Here is a 17,863-nt window from a genome sequence, read left to right on the forward strand (position 1 = left end):
GTGGCCGGCCCCGTTACACGTCCGATCGTTCGACCGACAGCCGCCACATAAACTCGTAATCGCTATACAGAATCGGGGTCGAGCCGCGTCGCTCGGAAAAGAGCAAAAACGGCGCCTCGACGGCGCAATCTGCCAGTTCGGGCCGGTCGGGGCCGGTTCCGACACTGATCGATCGACGATCTCATCGAATCACGGACCAAAAACCGAGACGTTCCCGCTACCAGGTGCCGTGGAACGTGTCGAACTCCAGGGAGTCGAGGGGTTCGTTCCCGACGGCGATCTCGTACTCGCCGGGGGTGAGCATCGGCTTGTGGAACCGGGGACCGTCGTCGGTCGTGATCCGGGGACAGCCGGTGTTGACGAAGGCGTCCATGTCGAAGTTCTGCAATCGGTCGGGCGTCACTTCGTCCATCGTGATCAGGTAGGCGTCGTCGTTGTCCGCGATGATCTCCTGGGCGGTCTCCCAGCGGCCCTGGCCGATCTTCGTACAGAAGATGACGCCCCACTTCTCGGCGTCCATCGCGCGGTGGACTGCGCCGTAGCGTTGCTTCATGAATTTCTCGGTATCCGCGACCGTCACGACGTTGTTGACGGGGTCGGCGATCACGACCGTCTTCTCGGGGTGTTCCATCGCCAGTCCGAGGGGATGGAACTTGCCGCCGCCGACATAGAGGATCTGGTCGGCGTCGACGTCCGCGCTCGCGTAGTTACAGCCAAGCACCTGGCCCTCGTGAGTCAGCCGATCGTCGCCCCGGCGGGTGTGGACCTCGTAACCCTCGCCCTCGAGGAACTCCCGCATTTCGTCGAAGCGGTTCATGTGCTGGGCGGTGGTGACGAGGCCCACCCCCGGCGTCTCCTCGGGGGGTTCGAGGGTGTCCAGGGACTCCTCCATGATCGGCCGGATCTCGACGTTCGAGAACAGCGGGACGTAGATCACCTTGTCCGTGTTCTTCATCGGCGAGTGCCCGAAGTGGACGAAGACGTCCGTCCGCTTCATCAGGTAGGTGTCCAGGTCACAGGCGCCGTAGCAGGGCTGGCCCGAGAGCATGATCGTGGTGCCCTCGTCCGTCAGCTCCCGGAGGTCGTCGGCGACCTTCGGCCCGCGGCGTTTCAGCCCCTCGGGGAACTGGAGGCCGACCGTCTCGGCGTCGCGTTCCTCGATCGCGTCGACGATCCGCTCGAGTTCGTAGTCCCACTCCCGGTCGTGTTTGAGGGCCATCCCCGTGTTCCTGAGGTCTCCTTCGCTGTACGCCGACTCGTTGCTCATTAGCTACCGTTGAACCCTGGAACGTAAAACGGCGGCGCTTCTCGGGCACTGTGGCGGCGAGTCTCAGTCGGCGCGCTCGCAGGCCCCGCCGAAGCCGCCGGTCTCGAAGGCCGCCCGGAAGTCCTCGCCGTCGAACGTCCGGGTCACATCGTCGAGGTCGGCCTCGACGTCGGCCAGGCGCCGCCGGAGCCCCCGATACTCCCGGTCGGCGGCGAGGTCGGCCTCGTCGCGTTCGGCCTCTAGCTTCCCGCGTCCGGCGGCGAGTCGGGCGTACTCCGCGAGCAGGGCGTCGTATCGGGCTCGCCTGTTGAGGCGATCGATCGCCTCGAGGAGGACCCCCCGCTCGAGGGGCGCGCCGAGCCGGGTCGACCGGGCGACGTCGGCCGTCCCGTCGGTCGGATCGACCGACGCGACGACCGCCCCTCCGTCGGGTTCGAGGCCGAACTCGGCTCCGCGATCGGGGCCGACCACGGCGACGTCGCTGTCGGCGCCGTCGCCGACCCAGCGCTCAACCCCGTCGGCGTCGGTGACGACCAGGATCGCCCGTTCGGACGCGGGCTCTCGGCGCGCGTCGTCGGTCGGGGCGGGCTCGATCGAATCACCGGTACAGTCGTCGACGGCCATACCCGCGGGTCGGGGCCCGTTGGACTTATACCTTTGGCTACAAGCGATGGAAATCGATCCGACCGTCAGGTTGAAACCCGACTCGTCCCAAGCGAGGGTATGAGCATCCAGACGAGCCGGGTCGACGACCTCGCGACGGACCTCGGCGAGGCGATCACGGAGCTTCCCGAGTACGAGACCTTCGAGGCGGCGAAGGCCGAGGTTGAGGAGTCCCCGGAGGCCCAGACGAAGATCGACGAGTTCGAGCGGACCCGCGAGGAGTTCATGCTCGCCCGCCAGAGCGGCAGCGCGAGCCAGGAGGACCTTCAAGAACTGCAGGCGACCCAGGAGGAACTCCACTCGATGCCCGTCATGGCCCAGTATCTCGAGGCCAAGGCCGCCCTCGGCGAGCGCCTCGAAGCCGTAAACGAGGCGATCTCGGCTCCCCTCGCGCTGGACTTCGGCGAGGAGGCCGGCGGCTGCTGCCAGGACTGATCGGTAGCGTTTTCGGCTCCCACGACGACGACCAGCCCGTGATTCACAGCAACGACGTCAGCGTCCAGAGCGTCGTCTTCGCAGAGCGGAGCCTCGAGGAGGTTCTCGCGGCCGTCGAGCGCGTCGGCGTCGATTCCCTCGAGCTCTGGGGGCGACACCTCTCGCCCGACGATACTGAAGCGCGGATCGCGGACGGGCTCGCGGCGATCGAGGACGCCGACGCGACCGTTCGGGGCCACGGCGTCGTCGACCTCTCCGAGCCCGCGGAGGTCGAGGAACACGTCGCGTTCGCAGACCGGCTCGGCGCCGACTACCTCACCGTCAACTATCCGCCCGACCAGGACGAAATCACCGAGGAGCTGATCGCCCGCGGCGAGGAGTACGGGATCGACGTCGCGATCCACAACTACTCGACGGTCCACCACGACGACCTCTCTGCGGTGTTCGCCTCGATCGGGGACGTCCGGGCGGTCCTCTCCCGGTACGACCACCCGCGGCTGGGCGTCTGCATCGACACCGGCCACTTCCTCGTGATGGACGAAACCCCAGGGGAGGCGATCCCGGAGTTCGGCGACCGGATCGTCGCGACCCACCTCAAGGACGTCTCCGAGGCCGAACTCGAGGACGTCCCCGGCGCGGGGGAGCTCGACCTCCCCTCGATACGCGGCCTGCTCGCCGACCACGCGCCCGACGCGCCACTCGTGATCGAGTACGAACTGCCCGACGACCGGGCCGAGGAGGCCCTCGCGGAGGCCGTCGAGAACCTCCGGGCGGCGAGGAGCGGCGAGTAGGGGTCGTTAGTTCGTCGTGACGACCTCGAGGACATCGCGGGACTCGACGGCGTAGGCCTTGCCGAGCTGGCGGTTCGAGCGGCAGTCGATCGCGTGGAGGAAGCCCTCGCCGATGTCGGAGTGGAGGCCGTAGGCGAACTCCTCTGCGGTCGACTCCGGCGGGAGCAGATAACAGTCGGGGAGGACCTCGCCGCGTTCGTTACCCAGGCCGTTGGCGCCGCCGGGGAAGACGGGGACGACCCCGAGGACGTCGAACAGCGCGCGTTCGATGGCGTCTTGGACGCCCGTCGAGCCGTACGCCTCGATGAAGTCCCGGATCCGCTCGAGCCCCGCCTCCTGATCGGGCGCGAGGTCACCGGTGATCTCGAATGTGTCGTCGCCGGGGCGGTAGTCGATCGCGCCCCCCTCGGCGGCCGACTTCAGCGCGCGCTCGGCGTGGGCGCTACAGGGGAGGATCGAGAGGTGGTCGTAGTCGGAGTCAGCGGTGATCTCCTCGTAGTTCGCCTGGGCCTCGGGGGTGTCCATCTTGTTCGCCGCGATCACCATCGGCTTCGTCTCCGTCCTGATCTCGCGGGCCAGCGCGAGTCGGTCCACGTCGCCCCATTCGTCGGGATCGAAGCCGATTCCGATCCGGCGAACGAGGCGCTTGATCCCGTCCTCGGTGATCCCGAACGCGCTCATCTGCTCGGCTAAGTCCTCCTCGATGTCGTCCTCTTCGGTGACGTAGCCCGACTCGTAGCGGGTGATCCCCTTCTCGAGCACGCCGAGATACCACTGGTCGAGCTCCGCCTCCAGGAAGTCGATGTCATCGCGGGGGTCGTGGCCCTCGGTGGGCTCGCCTTCTATGTCGGTTTCACCCGAGAAGTCGACGACGTGGACGAGGACGTCGGTCTCGTTCAGGTCCGAGAGAAACTGGTTGCCCAGGCCCTTGCCCTCGTGGGCGCCGGGGATCAGCCCCGCGACGTCGACCAGCTTGGTCGGGACGAATCTGGTCCCGCCCTCGCAGTAGCCGACGGAGGGTGTACACTCCTCGTCGAACTCCGGGGCGGCACAGTCGACACGGACGTAGGCCTCGCCAACGCTCGGGTCGATCGTCGTAAAGGGGTAGGCTCCCTCCGGCACGTCGTTCATCGTCGCCGCGTTAAAAAAGGAGGACTTGCCGACCGAGGGTTTGCCGACGAGCCCGATCCGGTAACTCCGATCCGCGTTCATTACCCCGACTGGGTCTCTCGGGAATAAACGGGTTTCCTTCGCCAGCGGCGGTGGTACGTCCACACACGCCAGTCTCGCCGAGCGGAGCCACGGCGGATTCGAACTAGCCGACGCGACGCAACCACAAGATCCGTATATCCGTATCACGAGGAGTCGCCCATGGCACAGCGAAACTACGTGGGCGGCGAGTGGACGGAGGCAGGGACGGGCGAGACCTTCGAGACGGTCAACCCCGCGGACCCCTCCGAGACGGTTGCAGAGTACCAGCAATCGGACGAAGAGGACGCCGCCGAAGCCGTCGAGGCCGCGGCGGCGGCCGAAGACGAGTGGGCGAACACGCCCGCGCCCCAGCGGGGGGCGATCCTGCGCGAGGCCGCGGGGATCCTCGCCGACCGGAAACAGGAACTCACTGAGGAGCTGACCCGCGAGGAGGGGAAGACCCACGCGGAAGCAGGCGGGGAGGTCCAGCGGACGATCGACATCTTCTACTACTACGCCGAGAAGACCCGCGACCTCGGCGGCAAGGTCAAATCGGCGAGCGCGCCCCAGACGAACCTCTACACGGTCGCCGAACCCGTGGGCGTCGCGGGGCTGATCACGCCGTGGAACTACCCCATCGCGATCCCGGCCTGGAAGATCGCACCCGCGCTCGCGGCGGGCAACACGCTCGTCATCAAGCCCGCGTCGCTGGCACCCGCGCCCGTGGTCTCGATCTTCGAGGCACTCGACGAGGCCGGCCTTCCCGAGGGTGTCGCGAACCTCGTGACGGGACCGGGCAGCAGCGTCGGGGACACGATCTCGACCCACGACGAGGTCGACGCGGTCTCCTTTACGGGCTCCGGTGAAGTGGGCCAGATGGTGTATGACGCGGCGACCCAGGCGGGCAAGCGCGCCCAGACCGAGATGGGCGGCAAAAACCCCACGGTGGTCTCCTCGAGCGCGGACGTCGAAGAAGCAGCGGAGATCGTCGCCAACGGCCGCTTCGGCGTCACCGGCCAGGCGTGTACCGCCTGCTCCAGAGCGATCGTCCACACCGATATCTACGAGGAGTTCGTCGAGGCCATCGTCGAGGAGGCCGAGTCGATCGAGGTCGGCCCCGGCGACGAGTACGACATGGGCCCGCAGGTCGGCGAGGGCGAACTCGAGGGCACCCTCGAGTACATCGACGTCGCCGAAAAAGAGGGTGCCCGCCTCGTCGCTGGCGGTTCCCGCCTGGAGGGCGACCGCTTCGGCGAGGGCTACTACGTCGAGCCCACCGTCTTCGCCGACGTCGAGAACGACTACCGGATCGCCCAGGAAGAAGTGTTCGGGCCCGTCCTCAGCGTAATCGAGGTCGATGACTTCGAGGAAGGTCTCGAGGTCGCGAACGACATTCCGTACGGGCTCTCGGCCTCCATCGTGACGGAGGACCATACCGAAGCCGAGCGGTTCGTCGACGAGATCGAGGCCGGGGTCGCGAAGGTCAACGCGAAGACGACCGGACTGGAGCTCCACGTGCCCTTCGGCGGGTTCAAGGAGTCCTCTTCGGAGACCTGGCGCGAGCAGGGCGACGCCGGACTGGACTTCTACACGATCGACAAGACCGTCTACGACAACTTCTGAGGCCGGTCAGTTCCTCACTCCTCACGCGGGCGGCTCGTCCCACTCCTCGCCGTTGTCCCGGGGTGTGTAGCCCAGCGTCGATCGGGCGTGTTCGAGCGAGAACCAGCGCCGGTCGTTGTCGCTGACGCCGCTGAAGATCCCGAACTCGACGCTTTCGTCCTCGAGACAGCACTCGATCTCGTGGGCGAAATCGCGCCGGGACTGCCACGTTGCCTTCATCCGGGCAACCGTTCGTCGGTATTCCTCGCTTCCGCGCTCGAACTTGCCGTCTTCGACCCCCTGCTCGGCGTCGCCGTAGGGGTGGTCGTAGTCGGCGCCGTTGACGGTACAGATCCGGAGCGCGTAGAACCGTTGAGGGTACTCGAAGTTCTCGACGTACTGGCGCCCGAGGTCCTCGCCGAAGGCCTTCGTCGAGCCGTAGTACGAGTCGGGGCGGACAGCATCGGTGTGGTCGAGGACGAGGCCGTAGCCGGGGTCGTAGAGGTCGGGGGCGTGTTCCTCTTCGTAGCCCCCCATCACGTGGTTGGTCGAGCCGAAGACGAACCTCTCGACGTCGGCCTCGCGGGCGGCCTCCAGGGCGTTGTACATGCCGTCTACGTTCGGCTCCCGAACGTCGCCCCACTCGCCGTCGGTGTGGGGGTAGGCCGCGAGGTGGATCACCGCGTCCTTGCCCTCGAAGGCGGGCCGCATCGCCTCGTAGTCGGTGACGTTCGCGACGACGGTATCGTAGCCGCCGTAGGGGTGGTCGTCGTCGCGGTCCGAGCGGTTCAGATAGGTGAAATCGTACTCCTCGCGGTCGTCGAGATGGTCGATGATCGCGGTCCCACAGCGGCCGTAGCTGCCGGTGACGAGGACGTCCATACGGGAGCAATCCGAGCCCGCCGCTTAAACGCTTGGAAGGGGGTTACGCTCGCCGATCCGGGTCCGGGTATGCCGGACAATCATTAAGTACTCCCGGTTCCATCGTTCCTCAAACCATGGCAACCGAACTCGAGACCGACCACCCGGTGAAGGCGGCCGCGACGAGTTTCCGGATCATCGAGTCGCTCCGGGAGCTCGACGGCGCGGGCGTCGCCGAACTCGCCGACTACCTCGGGATGCCAAAGAGCACGGTCCACGACCACCTCCGGACGCTGACCGACATCGAGTACCTCGTTCAGCGCGACGGCGAGTACCACGTCGGCGTCCGATTCCTCGAGCTCGGGGGGTACGTCAGAAACGGGATGAAGCTCCATCGCGTCGCCGCGCCCGAGGTCAAGAAGTTAGCCGAGGAGACCGGCGAGCACGCGAACCTGGTCGTCGAGGAGCACGGAATGGGGATCTTCCTCCACAAGGTCAAGGGCAAGGACGCGGTCCAGCTCGATACCCATGTCGGGATGCGGACCCACCTCCACACGACGGCCACGGGGAAGGCGATCCTCGCCCACCTCCCCGAGGAGCGCGTCGAGGCGATCATCGCTTCCCACGGCCTCCCCGGGGTCACCGAGCGCACGATCACCGACCGAGAGACCCTCTTCGAGGACCTCGCGGAGATCCGCGAGCGCGGGTACGCGATCGACGACCAGGAGCGCGTCGAGGGGATGCGATGCGTCGCGGCACCGCTTCGCGGACCGAACGGCGACCCGCTTGGCGCGCTGTCGGTCTCGGGCCCGATGAGCCGGTTCGACGACGACGTCTTCGTCGAGGAGATCCCCAAAACCGTGCTCTCGTCGGCGAACGTCGTCGAGGTCAACATGACTTACGCCTGATACGGTCGGCGAGACCGGACCCGATCCGGGAAAATCCCGTTCTGGCGAACGGTCGTCCGGTCATAGGGTCGGAGACGAGTCAGTGCGCCGTCGGTCGCGACACGGTACCACGACCGAACGGTAAATCGTCGTCTCCGACCCTATCAGTCCAGATCGAGGACGCCGGCCACCGCCTCGTCGGGATCGCCCGTCGGCGAGAACTCACAGCCGACGTAGCCGTCGTAGCCGGCGTCGTCGATCGCGTCGAAGACGTTCGCGTAGTTCAGTTCCCCGGTACCGGGTTCGTGGCGCCCGGGGACGTCCGCGACGTGGACGTGGCCGATCGAATCGACGTTCTCCGTGATCGTCTCGATGACGTTGCCCTCCGTGACCTGCTGGTGGTAGACGTCGTACAGCAGTTTCACGGCGTCGCTGCCGACCTCCTCGACGATCTCGAAGCCCTCCTCGGAGCTCACGAGGAAGTAGCCGGGGTGATCGACGGCGGTGTTCAGTGGTTCGACGACGAGCGTGACGCCGGCCTCCTCGGCGTCGCCCGCGACCCGCGAGAGCACCTCCACGACGTTCTCGTGTTGGGTCTCGCGATCGAGACCCTCCTGGTCCTGTCCCGTCGTCACGATCAGCGAGGGGATCCCGTACTCCTCGGCAGTCCCGATCGACTCCCGGATCGTCTCGACTGCCTCGTCGGCCTCGTCGGGATCGGTCAGGGAGCCACCGGCGGTACAGTCGACGATGGGGAGGCCCGCCTCCTCCGCTGCTTTCTGGATCGCTTCGAGGTCCTTCTCGCGCCAGTCCCAGAACTCGACGGCGTCGGCGCCGGCCTCGGCGGCCCGACCGATCCGTGCTTCGAATGGCTCGTCGTCGTACACCATCTCGACGCAGACCGACAGCGAGACCATTACTCGCCCTCCATCGGCGCGGGCGAGAGCTCGCCGGACTCGACCATCGCCTCGAGGGGATGGTCGTCGATGTCGAGTGGAAGATCGACCCGGCCGCGCTGTCGCGCGGACTCGTAGGCCCCGAAGATGAGCTCGGTCGCGTTCAGGGCGTTTTCGGCGCCGAGTTCGGGCTCCTCTCCCGTCTCGAGACAGCGGACGTTCTCGGCGATCGAGCGGTCGACGAACTCCCAGCCGTGCATCCCGTCTTCCGTGTCCACCGCTTCCCACTCTTCGTCGCCGGCCCGCCGGATCCGGAGGGCCGTCTCGCCGTCCTCGGGGCCGACCTCGATCGTTCCCCGGGTTCCGATCAGACGGTTGTGGCACTCGACGGCGGCGTTGGGGCCGCCCTCGCCCGTGCTGTCGCTGGTTCCGAGGCCGTGGACGCCGTTCTCGTACTCCCAGAGGACGACCGCCTGGTTCTCGTTGTGGGTGCCAAAGAGGACGTTCTCCTCGCGGTAGTCCATCTGGGCCATGACCCACTCGCCGCCGACCTCGTCGTTGAAGTAGTTACAGAGGTCGAACGAGTGGCTGCCGTAGTCGAAGATGCCGACGGGCGCGGAGAACTCGATCCGCTCTAACTCGCCGATCTCGCCGGCGTCGAGAAGTTCTTTCGCGGTCCGGACCGCGTCGCTGAATCGGCGCTGGTGGTTGAAGGTGAGCTGGACGTCGTGACGGGCGGCCTCCTGGGTCATCATCCGGGCGCCGCCGTAGGTGTCGTCCATCGGCTTCTCGCAGTGGATTCCCTCGACCGACGGCGATCGAACGCAGTCGAGGACGATCCGGTCGTGGATCGCCGGCGGGACACAGACCGAGACGATATCGGGTTCGGCCTCGCTCAACATCTCGCCGTAGTCCTCGTAGATTCCCTCCTCGCGTATCTCGAACTCGTCGGCGAACGCCTCGGCGTTCTCCCGGACGATGTCCGCACACGCGACGAGTTCGCACTCCTCGTGGTTCTCGTAGCCCGCGGCGTGGTGGTAGGCCATCGCGTAGCCGTCCCTGCCGGGGTTTTCGGGTTCGGCTCCTGTCCCGATCACGGCGACCGTATATGCCATGAGAACGCCTTCCGAGGAAGGGACTATAATAGTTGTCAATCCTTCCCCGACCCACCGGTATCGGGTCCAGCGCGGTCCGGTGGCACCACGCGGCGGGCCGACCCGCCACCACTGGCTTTCACTCGGCGAGGACGCTCTCCCCCTCCAGGTCGTAGTCGGCGAAGTACTCGCGTTCGGTCTCGATCAGCCGGGTGAACAGCTCTCGGGCCTCGTCGCGTTCGATCGTCACGAGCGCGTCGTTGAGAAACGCTCGGAACGCGAGATCGAGATCCCCCTCCATTCCCGCCTCGACGATCGTCTCCTGGTTCGTGACGTGGCGCTGTACCATGCTCCGGATCTGGGGCGGAAGCTGGCCGGCGGTGATCGGCGAGACGCCGCTCCCGGTGATCATCACGTTGGTTTCGACGACCGCGTCCTCCGGAAGGTCCGGACACTGGCCGACGTTGGGGTGGTTGACGTTCGTCTTGACGGGCTCGAGCCCGAGCAGCGCACGCATGATGTCCACTGCTTCCTCGCCCGACCGGGTGAACTCGAACTCGTCGTCGCCCGAGAGGTAGCGCTCCATCTTCGCGGGGCCCTCGTCGGCGTCGACGCGGGCCGAACTCGGCGTCAGCCGGACGCCCCACCGGTGGAACTCTTCGGGCTCTTCGACCGCGAGATACCAGGGGACGAACTCCGCGAGGTGGCGGTCGCCCGCCGCGGCGAGCAGCCCGAAGCGGTCGTAGAGGTCCAGTGCGATCCGGTGGTTGTTGATCCAGTAGCCCGCGTCGGAGAACTCGCCGGCCTCGAAACCCGCGAGCGGCCGGCGGGCCTCGACTTCCGCGTCCAGATACTGGAAGACGTCGTGGTCGCGCCAGTGGGCCTCGTCGATCCAGGTGAAGTGGTTGATCCCCGTGACGGTGATATCGATCTCGCTTCCCGAAACGTCCTCGGCGCCCTCGACGTGGTCCTCGGCGACTTCCGCGAGGAACTCCTGAACGTGAAACACCTCATGGCAGAGCCCGATGGCGTTGATTTCGGGATACTCGGCGTACAGCGCGCGAGTACAGACCGTCATCGGATTGGTGTAGTTGATGACCCAGGCGTCGGGACACTCCTCCCGTACGGTGCGTGCGATCTCGCGGTACTGGGGCACGGCCCGCAACGCGCGGACGGTGCCGCCCGGCCCGACGGTGTCGGCGACGGGCTGGTAGATACCGTACTCTTTCGGGAGGTCGATGTCGTGGACGAACGTCTCCTCGGGCGGATCCTGGATCGAACAGATCACGAAGTCCGCGTCCGCGAGCGCGTCCTCTATCTCGCGGTGAGCCTCGAACGTCCAGTCGCCGACGGCCTCCTTGCGGGTGCGGAGTTCGTTGCCCAGTTTCGCGTTTTTCGCCGCCCCCTCGTAGTCTATATCGTACAGTGCGACCCGGCCCGAGACCTCCGCACACTGGAGCAGGTCGTTGATGAGGGTGTGGGCCCAGCCGTCGCTGCCGCCGCCGACGTAGCCGATCTTCACGCCCGTAGCCGTCGCTTCCGCCCGCTCGCCCAGGGTATGCATACGGACAGCAACCCGCACCGGGAAAAAGGGCTGTCGAAGGGGGCGCGACTCGCCGGAACCCGCGCCCTATGTGTCCCTTCGGACTCGACGACCGGTATGCGACTCACCGACGTCACCGGCTACGCGCTCTCCTCGCCGATCGACCCCCCGCAGGAACGGGCGTTCCACGGCGGGACGCGGACGCTCCACAAACGCGACGTCGTCCTCGTCGTCGTCGAGACCGCAGACGGGCTCCGTGGGGCGGCGACCGCGGGCGCGACGAGTTCGTCGATGCGGGAGTACTTCGAGGGCGACTCCCAGGGCACCTTCGCGGACGTGATCGACGGCGACGTCGCGGACGCGGTCGAAGGAAAACGGATCGAAGAACCCGCCGAGGTCCACGACCTGGTCGCGGCCGCCGACCTCCCCGACCGACTCGAGACCCAGGCGATCTCGGCGCTCGACGTCGCCTGCTACGACGTCCTGGGGAAGGAACTGGGCGCGCCGGTGTACGAACTGCTCGCCGAGGAGTACGACGATGCCCCCGAGCCGACCACGGACCTCCCCCTCTATGCGAGCGCAGGGATGTACATGGAGCCCGAGGCGTTCGCCGACCAGGCCGCCCTGATCGAGGAGGCCGGGTTCATGGGCTACAAGTACCGGCCCGGGATCGGCCCGGAGGGCGACCGACGGACGATCGAGCTGGTGAGCGACGCACTCGACGAGCCCGAGATGATGCTGGATTCTCACACCTGGTGGAAACTCGAGGAGCCCTACGGCGAGGAGACGGTCCGCGAGATCGTTTCCTACGCCGACGAGATGGGCGCCTACTGGGTCGAGGAACCCGTCGCGCCCGACGACCGCGAGGGGTATCAGCGACTCGCGGAAACCGGCGCCGACCTCGCGGGCGGCGAGAGCGAGGAATCCCCCGAGGGCCTGATCGAGTTGGCGGAAACGGGCGCCATCGCCTACCTCCAGGGCGACGTCCGCCACCACCGCGGCTTTACGGGCTGTCGGCGCGCGATCGAGCACTGTCGCGGGACCGACATCGAGTTCGTCCCCCACAACTTCGGGACCTGGCTCGGCCTGATGGCCAACGCCCACCTCGTCGCCGCCGCTCCGGAGGTGGGTCTCGTCGAGTACCCCGTCTTCGAGGACGACCCGCTTGTGGAGGCCTCGGGCGACTCCGGGATGTATCCCTTCGACCTCGCGTTCGACCTCGTGGAGGGGGAGCCGCCGGTCGCAAACGGCCGCCTGGAACTTCCCGACGACCCCGGACTGGGGATCGAGGTCGATCTCGACGTCGTCGAGGAGTATCCGTTCCGCGAGGGCGCCTGGACGGAGTTCGAGTACGACGAGTAGCCCACCTTCTCCGGGCCGAACCTATATGCGACCCCGCCGGGAACCGCCCGGGCATGGAGCAAGCCGACAGCGGAGTCGCGGCCACTGACCTCCGCGTCGAACACGAGGCCGAACCGATCGACGTCCCACCCGACGAGCCGCGCTTTTCGTGGCGCGGCGAGGAAGGGGGACGGGGTGCGGGCCAGACCGCGTATCGAGTTCTCGTCGCCCGTTCGGCGGCCGCCATCGAGGACAGGCGCGGCGAACTGTGGGACTCCGGAAAGCGCTCGACCCCGGACTCGACCGACGTCTTCTACGACGGCCTGCCCCTCGAGTCCGGCACCGACTACTACTGGTCGGTACGGCTCTGGGACGAGGAAGGTGAGCCCTCCGCGTGGGCCGACGTCGCCCGCTTTTCGACCGCCCTCGAGCCCGGCGAGTTCGACGGCGAGTGGATCGGCTACCGGCCGGAGGGCGGCGACAGCAACGGCTACCGGAGCCGGTGGCGACGACCCGAAGAGGAGTCGACCGAGCGGATCGAAATTGATCTGGGAGACGTCCACGGAGTCGAGCGGGTCGAACTCCATCCCGCGACCCCTATCGGCGCCGTCGAGACGCCCGACGGGGCGACGATCGCACCCGAGACAGGGTTCGGGTTTCCCGAAGGGGTCCGGCTCGAGGTCGCCGGCGAGGCAGGAGAGTGGGAGACGGTTGTCGACTGGGAGGCCGGAGACGGCGAGGACGACGACGGCGCCGTGACCATCGACGTGGGACGGGAGGCTCGCCAGGTCAGAGTCGTCGCGACCGCCCTCGATACGGTCGAGCCCGGCGCGGACGGCTCGAAACCGGAGTTCGTCCGCGAGGAGCGTGCGGTCTGGGGCGTCCTCGCGCTCGCGGCGATCGCGGTCCGCGACGGCGAAGGCCGGGACCTCGCGGTCGGCCGTCCGATCACTGCCTCCTCGAGCGTCGAATCCGAGAGCTGGAGTCAGGAGTCTCTGACCGATGGGAGCTACCGATCGACGACGGCGCCGGGATCGGCGCTGTTGCGGGCCGACCTCTCCCTTTCGGGCGAGATCGCTCGGGCGCGGGCCCACGTCTGCGGGCTCGGCTACGGCGAACTCTCGATCAACGGCGAGCGCGTCGGCGATCGGGTGCTCGATCCCGCCTGGACACAGTACGACGAGCGGGCGCTCTACAGCACGTACGACGTGACCGACGCCCTCCACGAGGGCGAGAACATTCTCGGGATTCAGGTCGGACGGGGCTGGTTCGGCAAGCGGGCCCAGGACTGGCCCGGATTCGGCTCGCCGCGGGCGATCTGCCAGGTGGAGATCGAGTACGAGGACGGGCGCAGCCGAACGCTCTCGACGGACGGCTCCTGGCGCGCAATCCGGGGTCCGATCGTCGAAAACGATATCTACGACGGCGAGACCTACGACGCGCGCCGGGCGAGATCGGGATGGGACGAGCCGGGGTTCGACGACGGCGACTGGGACGACGCCCGGCTGGTCGAGGGACCGGGGGGCGACCTCCGGCCCCAGCGGACGCCGCCGATCCGGGTCACCGAGACTCTGGCTCCGACCGACGTCCGGGAGGGAGACGACGGTCCGATAATCGACTTCGGTCAGAACCTCGTTGGATGGGTCGAACTCGCCATCGAGGGACCCCGCCGGGGCGAGGAAGTCGAGATCCGCCATGCCGAGACCCTCCTCCCCTCTGGCGAGCTCGCACTTGAGGACCTCCGGAGCGCGGAGGCGACCGACCGCTACGTCTCCGATGGGAAGCCCGCGACCTACGAGCCCCGATTCACCTACCACGGCTTCCGGTACGCCCAGGTGGTCGGCTGTGAGGTTGATCCGGAGGATATCCGGGCGAAGGTCGTCCACACCGACGTCGATTCCGTGGGGAGCTTCGACTGCTCGAACGAGGACCTCGCGCAGGTCCAGGAAAACGCCCGGTGGGGCCTGCGCGGGAACCTCCATGGCGTGCTCACGGACTGTCCCCAGCGCGACGAGCGCTTCGGCTGGACCGGCGACAACCAGATCGCCGCCCGCGCGCTGTGTTACAACTTCGATTCGCGGGGGTTCTACGAGAAGTGGATGGGCGATCACGCGGACGTCCAGTCCGAACACGGCTACGTCGCCGACACGATCCCCTACGGGTACGGCTCGATCCCGGAGGACCCGACGTGGGGAGTGTCCCAGGTAACCGTCCCCTGGCACCTCTACTGTCTGTACGGCGACCGGGGGGTTCTCCGGGACCACTACGAGGGGATGCGCCGGTACGTGGACTACTGGCACTCGGTGAGCGAGGAGGGGATCGTCCCGGGCGAGTACGGCAACTACGGCGACTGGCTGGCCTTCGAGAACACGGACGGCCGGCGGGGGCTTCCCTACGACCTGTTCAACACCGCCTTTCAGTACCACACGACCGACCTCCTCGCGAGGGTCGCGGAGGTCGTCGGCAGCGACGCCGACGCCGAGCGCTACCGCGAGCGCGCCGACGGGATCGCCCGCGCGTTCACCGACGAGTTCTTCGACCCCGACACGGGGACCTACGGCCCCGGAACCCAGTCGTCGTACGCCGTTCCGCTGTATTTCGGGCTGGTTCCCGACGAGCACGAGGAGAGCGTCGCCGCTGGCCTCGCCGAGAAGGTTCGGGAGGACGACGGAAAACTCCGAACCGGATTCCTGGGGACGCGCCCCCTCCTGGGCGCGCTGGTCGATCACGGCTACCCGGATTTCGCCTACGAGGTCGCGAGCCAGCCTGAGCGTCCGGGCTGGGTGTACATGATCCGCCAGGGCGCGACGACGATGTGGGAGCGCTGGGATTCCGACGACCGGATCGGCGACGGGATGAACTCCTTCAACCACTCCCCCTTCAACTTCGTCTCCGAGTGGTTCTACGAGTCGCTGGCGGGCCTTCGATTCGAGGGTGCGCCCCGGCGGCTCGCAATCGACCCCGCGATCCCTGAGGGGCTCGAGTGGGCCGACGGCGAGATCGAAACGCCCGACGGCCGCTTTGGCTCCCGATGGGAGAAAGTCGAGGGAGGAATCGACCTCGCGGTCGAGATCCCCTGGAACACGGAGGCAACGGTTCGATTGCCCTGCAGAACGGAGGCGGCCGTCAGCGAAACGGGCGACGGAGCCGGTGGCGGCGAGACGCTCCGCGAGAACGGGCAGTGGACCGACTCGCTTCCCGACGGGCTCGAGCCGGCCAAGGAAAGCGAGGGCGGGCAAAATCGAAACACTGGACTCGCCCTGGTCGCGAGCGCCGGAACGTACCGCTTCGAGATCCGCTAATCCAGCGAGAGACCGGAGAGCCGGTTGGTTTCCGCGACCGCGACGTCGAACGGCTCTACTCGAGGTCCGCCCAGCACCCACTCGCCGTCGTCCAGAACGACGTCGACCGGCTCGCTCGTGAAGTTACAGAGCCAGACGTGGCCGTCGCGGACCGAGACCCGAACCCCGTCGGGGAACCGTTCCGTGTGGTCGATTCCCGCGCGCTCGAGCATCGATCCGACGAGTTCGTCGGCCAGATCAGGCTCCGGCCAGAGGCCCGCGTAGGTCGCCTGGCCATCACCGACGGGATTCGAGACGACCGCAGGCCGGCCGCCGGTGACGTCCTCTCCCGTGTAGATATATTCGGCCGCCGCCTCATCGCGTGCGAGCCACTCGGCCCAGATCCGAATGGGGTAGCGGTCGCCGTCTTCGGACTCGACCGACCGCGGGAGTTCCGGGGGAACCGTCTCGAAGCCCTCGACGGTCGCGCCGACGAGGTCGGCGAGGGGACCGGGCTGGGCGCTGCGGAGCTTGTTGTACTCGTCGGCGACTCCCGATCGGGGGCCAAGGAGTAGCTGGCCGCCCTCCCTCACGAACTCCTCCAGCCGATCGGCAGTCTCCTCGCTCGCGGTGTACAGCGCGGGCGCGATCACGGCGTCGTACGCGAGGTCGTCCTCGGGGGAGACGACGTCGACGGCGACCCCGCGGGCCCGCAGGGCGTCGTAGAACGCCCCCAGAAGGGTCCAGTAGTCGAAGTCGGGGGCGTGTTCACGGCCGTCGAGCGCCCAGAGGGTCTCGTAGTCGTGGAGGATCGCGACGGGGGCCTCGGGAAGGTCGAGATCGGTGAGGGTCTTGAACTCCTCGGCCGCCTCCGTAGCGTCGTCGTAGCCCCGGTCGGGCGACCCGTCGGCCTTCCGGAGGCCGGCGTGGTACTGTTCTTGCCCTTCGAGACACCGGCGCCACCGGAAGTAGACGACGCTGTCGGCGCCGTGGGCGACGGCCTGGTGGGCCCACAGCCGCATGGCGCCCTCCCCGGGCTGGGGCGAGTGGGGCGGCCAGTTGACGTCGCCCGGCTGTTGTTCCATCACCCAGAAGGGCGCGCCGCCAACGCTCCGGTAGAGGTCGTGGTTGAGCGAGAGGAGGTCGGGATCACCGGCACGGAGTTCGTCGGCGCTCGCCTCTCCTTCGCCCTCCTGGACGTGGCCCGTCGGATACGAGTCCCACGAGAGGAAGTCGAGGTCCGCACTCGCCTCGTGGAGGTCGATAGCGGGATAGAGGTGCATGAAGTTGTGGGTGACGAACGGGGCGCCGTGTTCCCGGAGGATCTCGGTCTGGAGCCGGTTGTAGTCGAGGATGGCGTCGCTCGTGAACCGGGCGAACGCGAGCGCGAGCGCGGGGTGGTCCTGGGCGGGCGTGGGTCGGGGGACGTCCACGTCCGACAGCGAATCGTATTGCTGGCTCCAGAAGGTCGTTCCCCAGGCCTCGTTGAGGTCCGCCGCGTCCTCGAAGCGATCCGAAACCCACTCGCCGAAGGCGTCGGCGCAGTCGTCGCAGTAGCAGTAGGCGGTGCCGTGGCAGCCGTACTCGTTGTCCGTCTGCCAGCCCGCTACTCGCGAATCGTCGGCGTACCGTTCGGCCAGCTTTCGGACGACCCGCTCGGTCTCCTCGCGGTAGGCCGGCGAGTTGAAACAGTAGTGGCGGCGGCTGCCGGCCTCGCGGACGGTGCCGTCGCGCTCTTGCTGGAGGATCTCGGGGCGTTCGTCGACGAGCCACCGCGGCGGCGCGGCCGTCGGGGTACAGAGCACCGCCTGCATGCCCCGATCGTCGATCAGGTCGAGGGCGCGGTCGAGCCACTCGAACTCGAAGCTGCCGCGTTCGGGTTCGAGGACGCCCCACGAGAACTCGGCCATTCGGACGTAGTCGAGACCGGCGTCGGCCATCGCCACCACGTCGCGCTCCCAGTCCTCGTCGGGCCAGTGTTCGGGGAAGTAACAGACGCCGATCGACATGG

The 17,863-nt window shown here is 67.5% G+C and carries 14 protein-coding genes; 6 read left to right on the plus strand and 8 right to left on the minus strand.

Annotated elements, in window-relative coordinates; translation table 11 throughout:
- Window positions 1–217: 217 nt before the first annotated feature.
- Together dph2 and DVH23_RS05155 are read right to left on the minus strand one after the other, a co-directional pair.
- The gene (gene dph2 / locus DVH23_RS05150; protein WP_114576371.1) at window positions 218–1,267 is read right to left on the minus strand and encodes a diphthamide biosynthesis enzyme Dph2; all 1,050 of its coding nucleotides are present in this window, start codon (window positions 1,265–1,267) and stop codon (window positions 218–220) included.
- Window positions 1,268–1,330: 63 nt separating this feature from the next.
- Window positions 1,331–1,891 (minus strand): HalX domain-containing protein, encoded by a 561-nt coding sequence (locus tag DVH23_RS05155; RefSeq protein WP_114576372.1) that lies wholly within the window; start codon window positions 1,889–1,891, stop codon window positions 1,331–1,333.
- 99 nt (window positions 1,892–1,990) lie between these two features.
- Between DVH23_RS05155 and DVH23_RS05160 the strand changes: the two genes are divergently transcribed.
- Both DVH23_RS05160 and DVH23_RS05165 read left to right on the plus strand, forming a co-directional pair.
- Window positions 1,991–2,365 carry a YlbF family regulator gene (locus DVH23_RS05160; protein WP_114576373.1) on the plus strand — a complete coding sequence of 125 codons (375 nt, stop codon included), beginning with the start codon at window positions 1,991–1,993 and terminating at the stop codon, window positions 2,363–2,365.
- 38 nt (window positions 2,366–2,403) lie between these two features.
- Window positions 2,404–3,156 (plus strand): sugar phosphate isomerase/epimerase, encoded by a 753-nt coding sequence (locus tag DVH23_RS05165; protein WP_114576374.1) that lies wholly within the window; start codon window positions 2,404–2,406, stop codon window positions 3,154–3,156.
- Between the two features lie 6 nt (window positions 3,157–3,162).
- On the opposite strand, the gene DVH23_RS05170 is transcribed toward DVH23_RS05165, so the two are convergent.
- Entirely contained in the window at window positions 3,163–4,368 is a 1,206-nt protein-coding gene (locus tag DVH23_RS05170; RefSeq protein WP_114576375.1) for a redox-regulated ATPase YchF, read from the minus strand.
- Window positions 4,369–4,527: 159 nt separating this feature from the next.
- Between DVH23_RS05170 and DVH23_RS05175 the strand changes: the two genes are divergently transcribed.
- A complete protein-coding gene (locus DVH23_RS05175; protein WP_114576376.1) occupies window positions 4,528–5,970 on the plus strand; it encodes an aldehyde dehydrogenase family protein in 1,443 nt (480 codons plus the stop codon).
- 21 nt (window positions 5,971–5,991) lie between these two features.
- Here DVH23_RS05175 and DVH23_RS05180 read toward each other — a convergent pair whose 3' ends face one another.
- Window positions 5,992–6,831, minus strand: a complete 840-nt coding sequence (locus DVH23_RS05180) for an NAD(P)-dependent oxidoreductase (RefSeq protein ID WP_114576377.1) — start codon at window positions 6,829–6,831, stop codon at window positions 5,992–5,994.
- Between the two features lie 116 nt (window positions 6,832–6,947).
- On the opposite strand from DVH23_RS05180, the gene DVH23_RS05185 reads away from it, so the two are divergent.
- Complete coding sequence (locus DVH23_RS05185; protein ID WP_114576378.1) at window positions 6,948–7,718, plus strand: IclR family transcriptional regulator; 771 nt, start codon at window positions 6,948–6,950, stop codon at window positions 7,716–7,718.
- Between the two features lie 143 nt (window positions 7,719–7,861).
- Here the strand turns inward: DVH23_RS05185 and DVH23_RS05190 are convergent, their stop codons facing one another.
- The 3 genes from DVH23_RS05190 to DVH23_RS05200 form a co-directional block, all read right to left on the minus strand.
- The gene (locus tag DVH23_RS05190; RefSeq protein ID WP_114576379.1) at window positions 7,862–8,614 is read right to left on the minus strand and encodes a hydroxypyruvate isomerase family protein; all 753 of its coding nucleotides are present in this window, start codon (window positions 8,612–8,614) and stop codon (window positions 7,862–7,864) included.
- Window positions 8,614–9,708 carry a Gfo/Idh/MocA family protein gene (locus tag DVH23_RS05195; protein WP_114576380.1) on the minus strand — a complete coding sequence of 365 codons (1,095 nt, stop codon included), beginning with the start codon at window positions 9,706–9,708 and terminating at the stop codon, window positions 8,614–8,616. Before DVH23_RS05195 ends, DVH23_RS05190 begins: the two co-directional genes overlap by 1 nt.
- Before the next feature lie 118 nt (window positions 9,709–9,826).
- Window positions 9,827–11,251, minus strand: a complete 1,425-nt coding sequence (locus DVH23_RS05200; protein WP_114576381.1) for a glycoside hydrolase family 4 — start codon at window positions 11,249–11,251, stop codon at window positions 9,827–9,829.
- Window positions 11,252–11,347: 96 nt separating this feature from the next.
- Between DVH23_RS05200 and DVH23_RS05205 the strand changes: the two genes are divergently transcribed.
- Together DVH23_RS05205 and DVH23_RS05210 are read left to right on the plus strand one after the other, a co-directional pair.
- Window positions 11,348–12,592: a mandelate racemase/muconate lactonizing enzyme family protein gene (locus DVH23_RS05205; RefSeq protein ID WP_114576382.1), complete on the plus strand. Its 1,245-nt coding sequence runs from the start codon at window positions 11,348–11,350 to the stop codon at window positions 12,590–12,592.
- A 53-nt stretch (window positions 12,593–12,645) separates the two neighbouring features.
- A complete protein-coding gene (locus tag DVH23_RS05210) occupies window positions 12,646–15,873 on the plus strand; it encodes a family 78 glycoside hydrolase catalytic domain (protein WP_114576383.1) in 3,228 nt (1,075 codons plus the stop codon).
- On the opposite strand, the gene DVH23_RS05215 is transcribed toward DVH23_RS05210, so the two are convergent.
- On the minus strand, window positions 15,870–17,861 hold the full coding sequence (locus DVH23_RS05215) for a beta-galactosidase (protein WP_114576384.1): 1,992 nt from the start codon (window positions 17,859–17,861) through the stop codon (window positions 15,870–15,872). The two genes, DVH23_RS05210 and DVH23_RS05215, sit on opposite strands and share 4 nt — an antisense overlap.
- Window positions 17,862–17,863: the final 2 nt, after the last annotated feature.

Source organism: Saliphagus sp. LR7 (assembly GCF_003344565.1).
GTDB classification, from domain to species: Archaea; Halobacteriota; Halobacteria; order Halobacteriales; family Natrialbaceae; genus Saliphagus; species Saliphagus infecundisoli.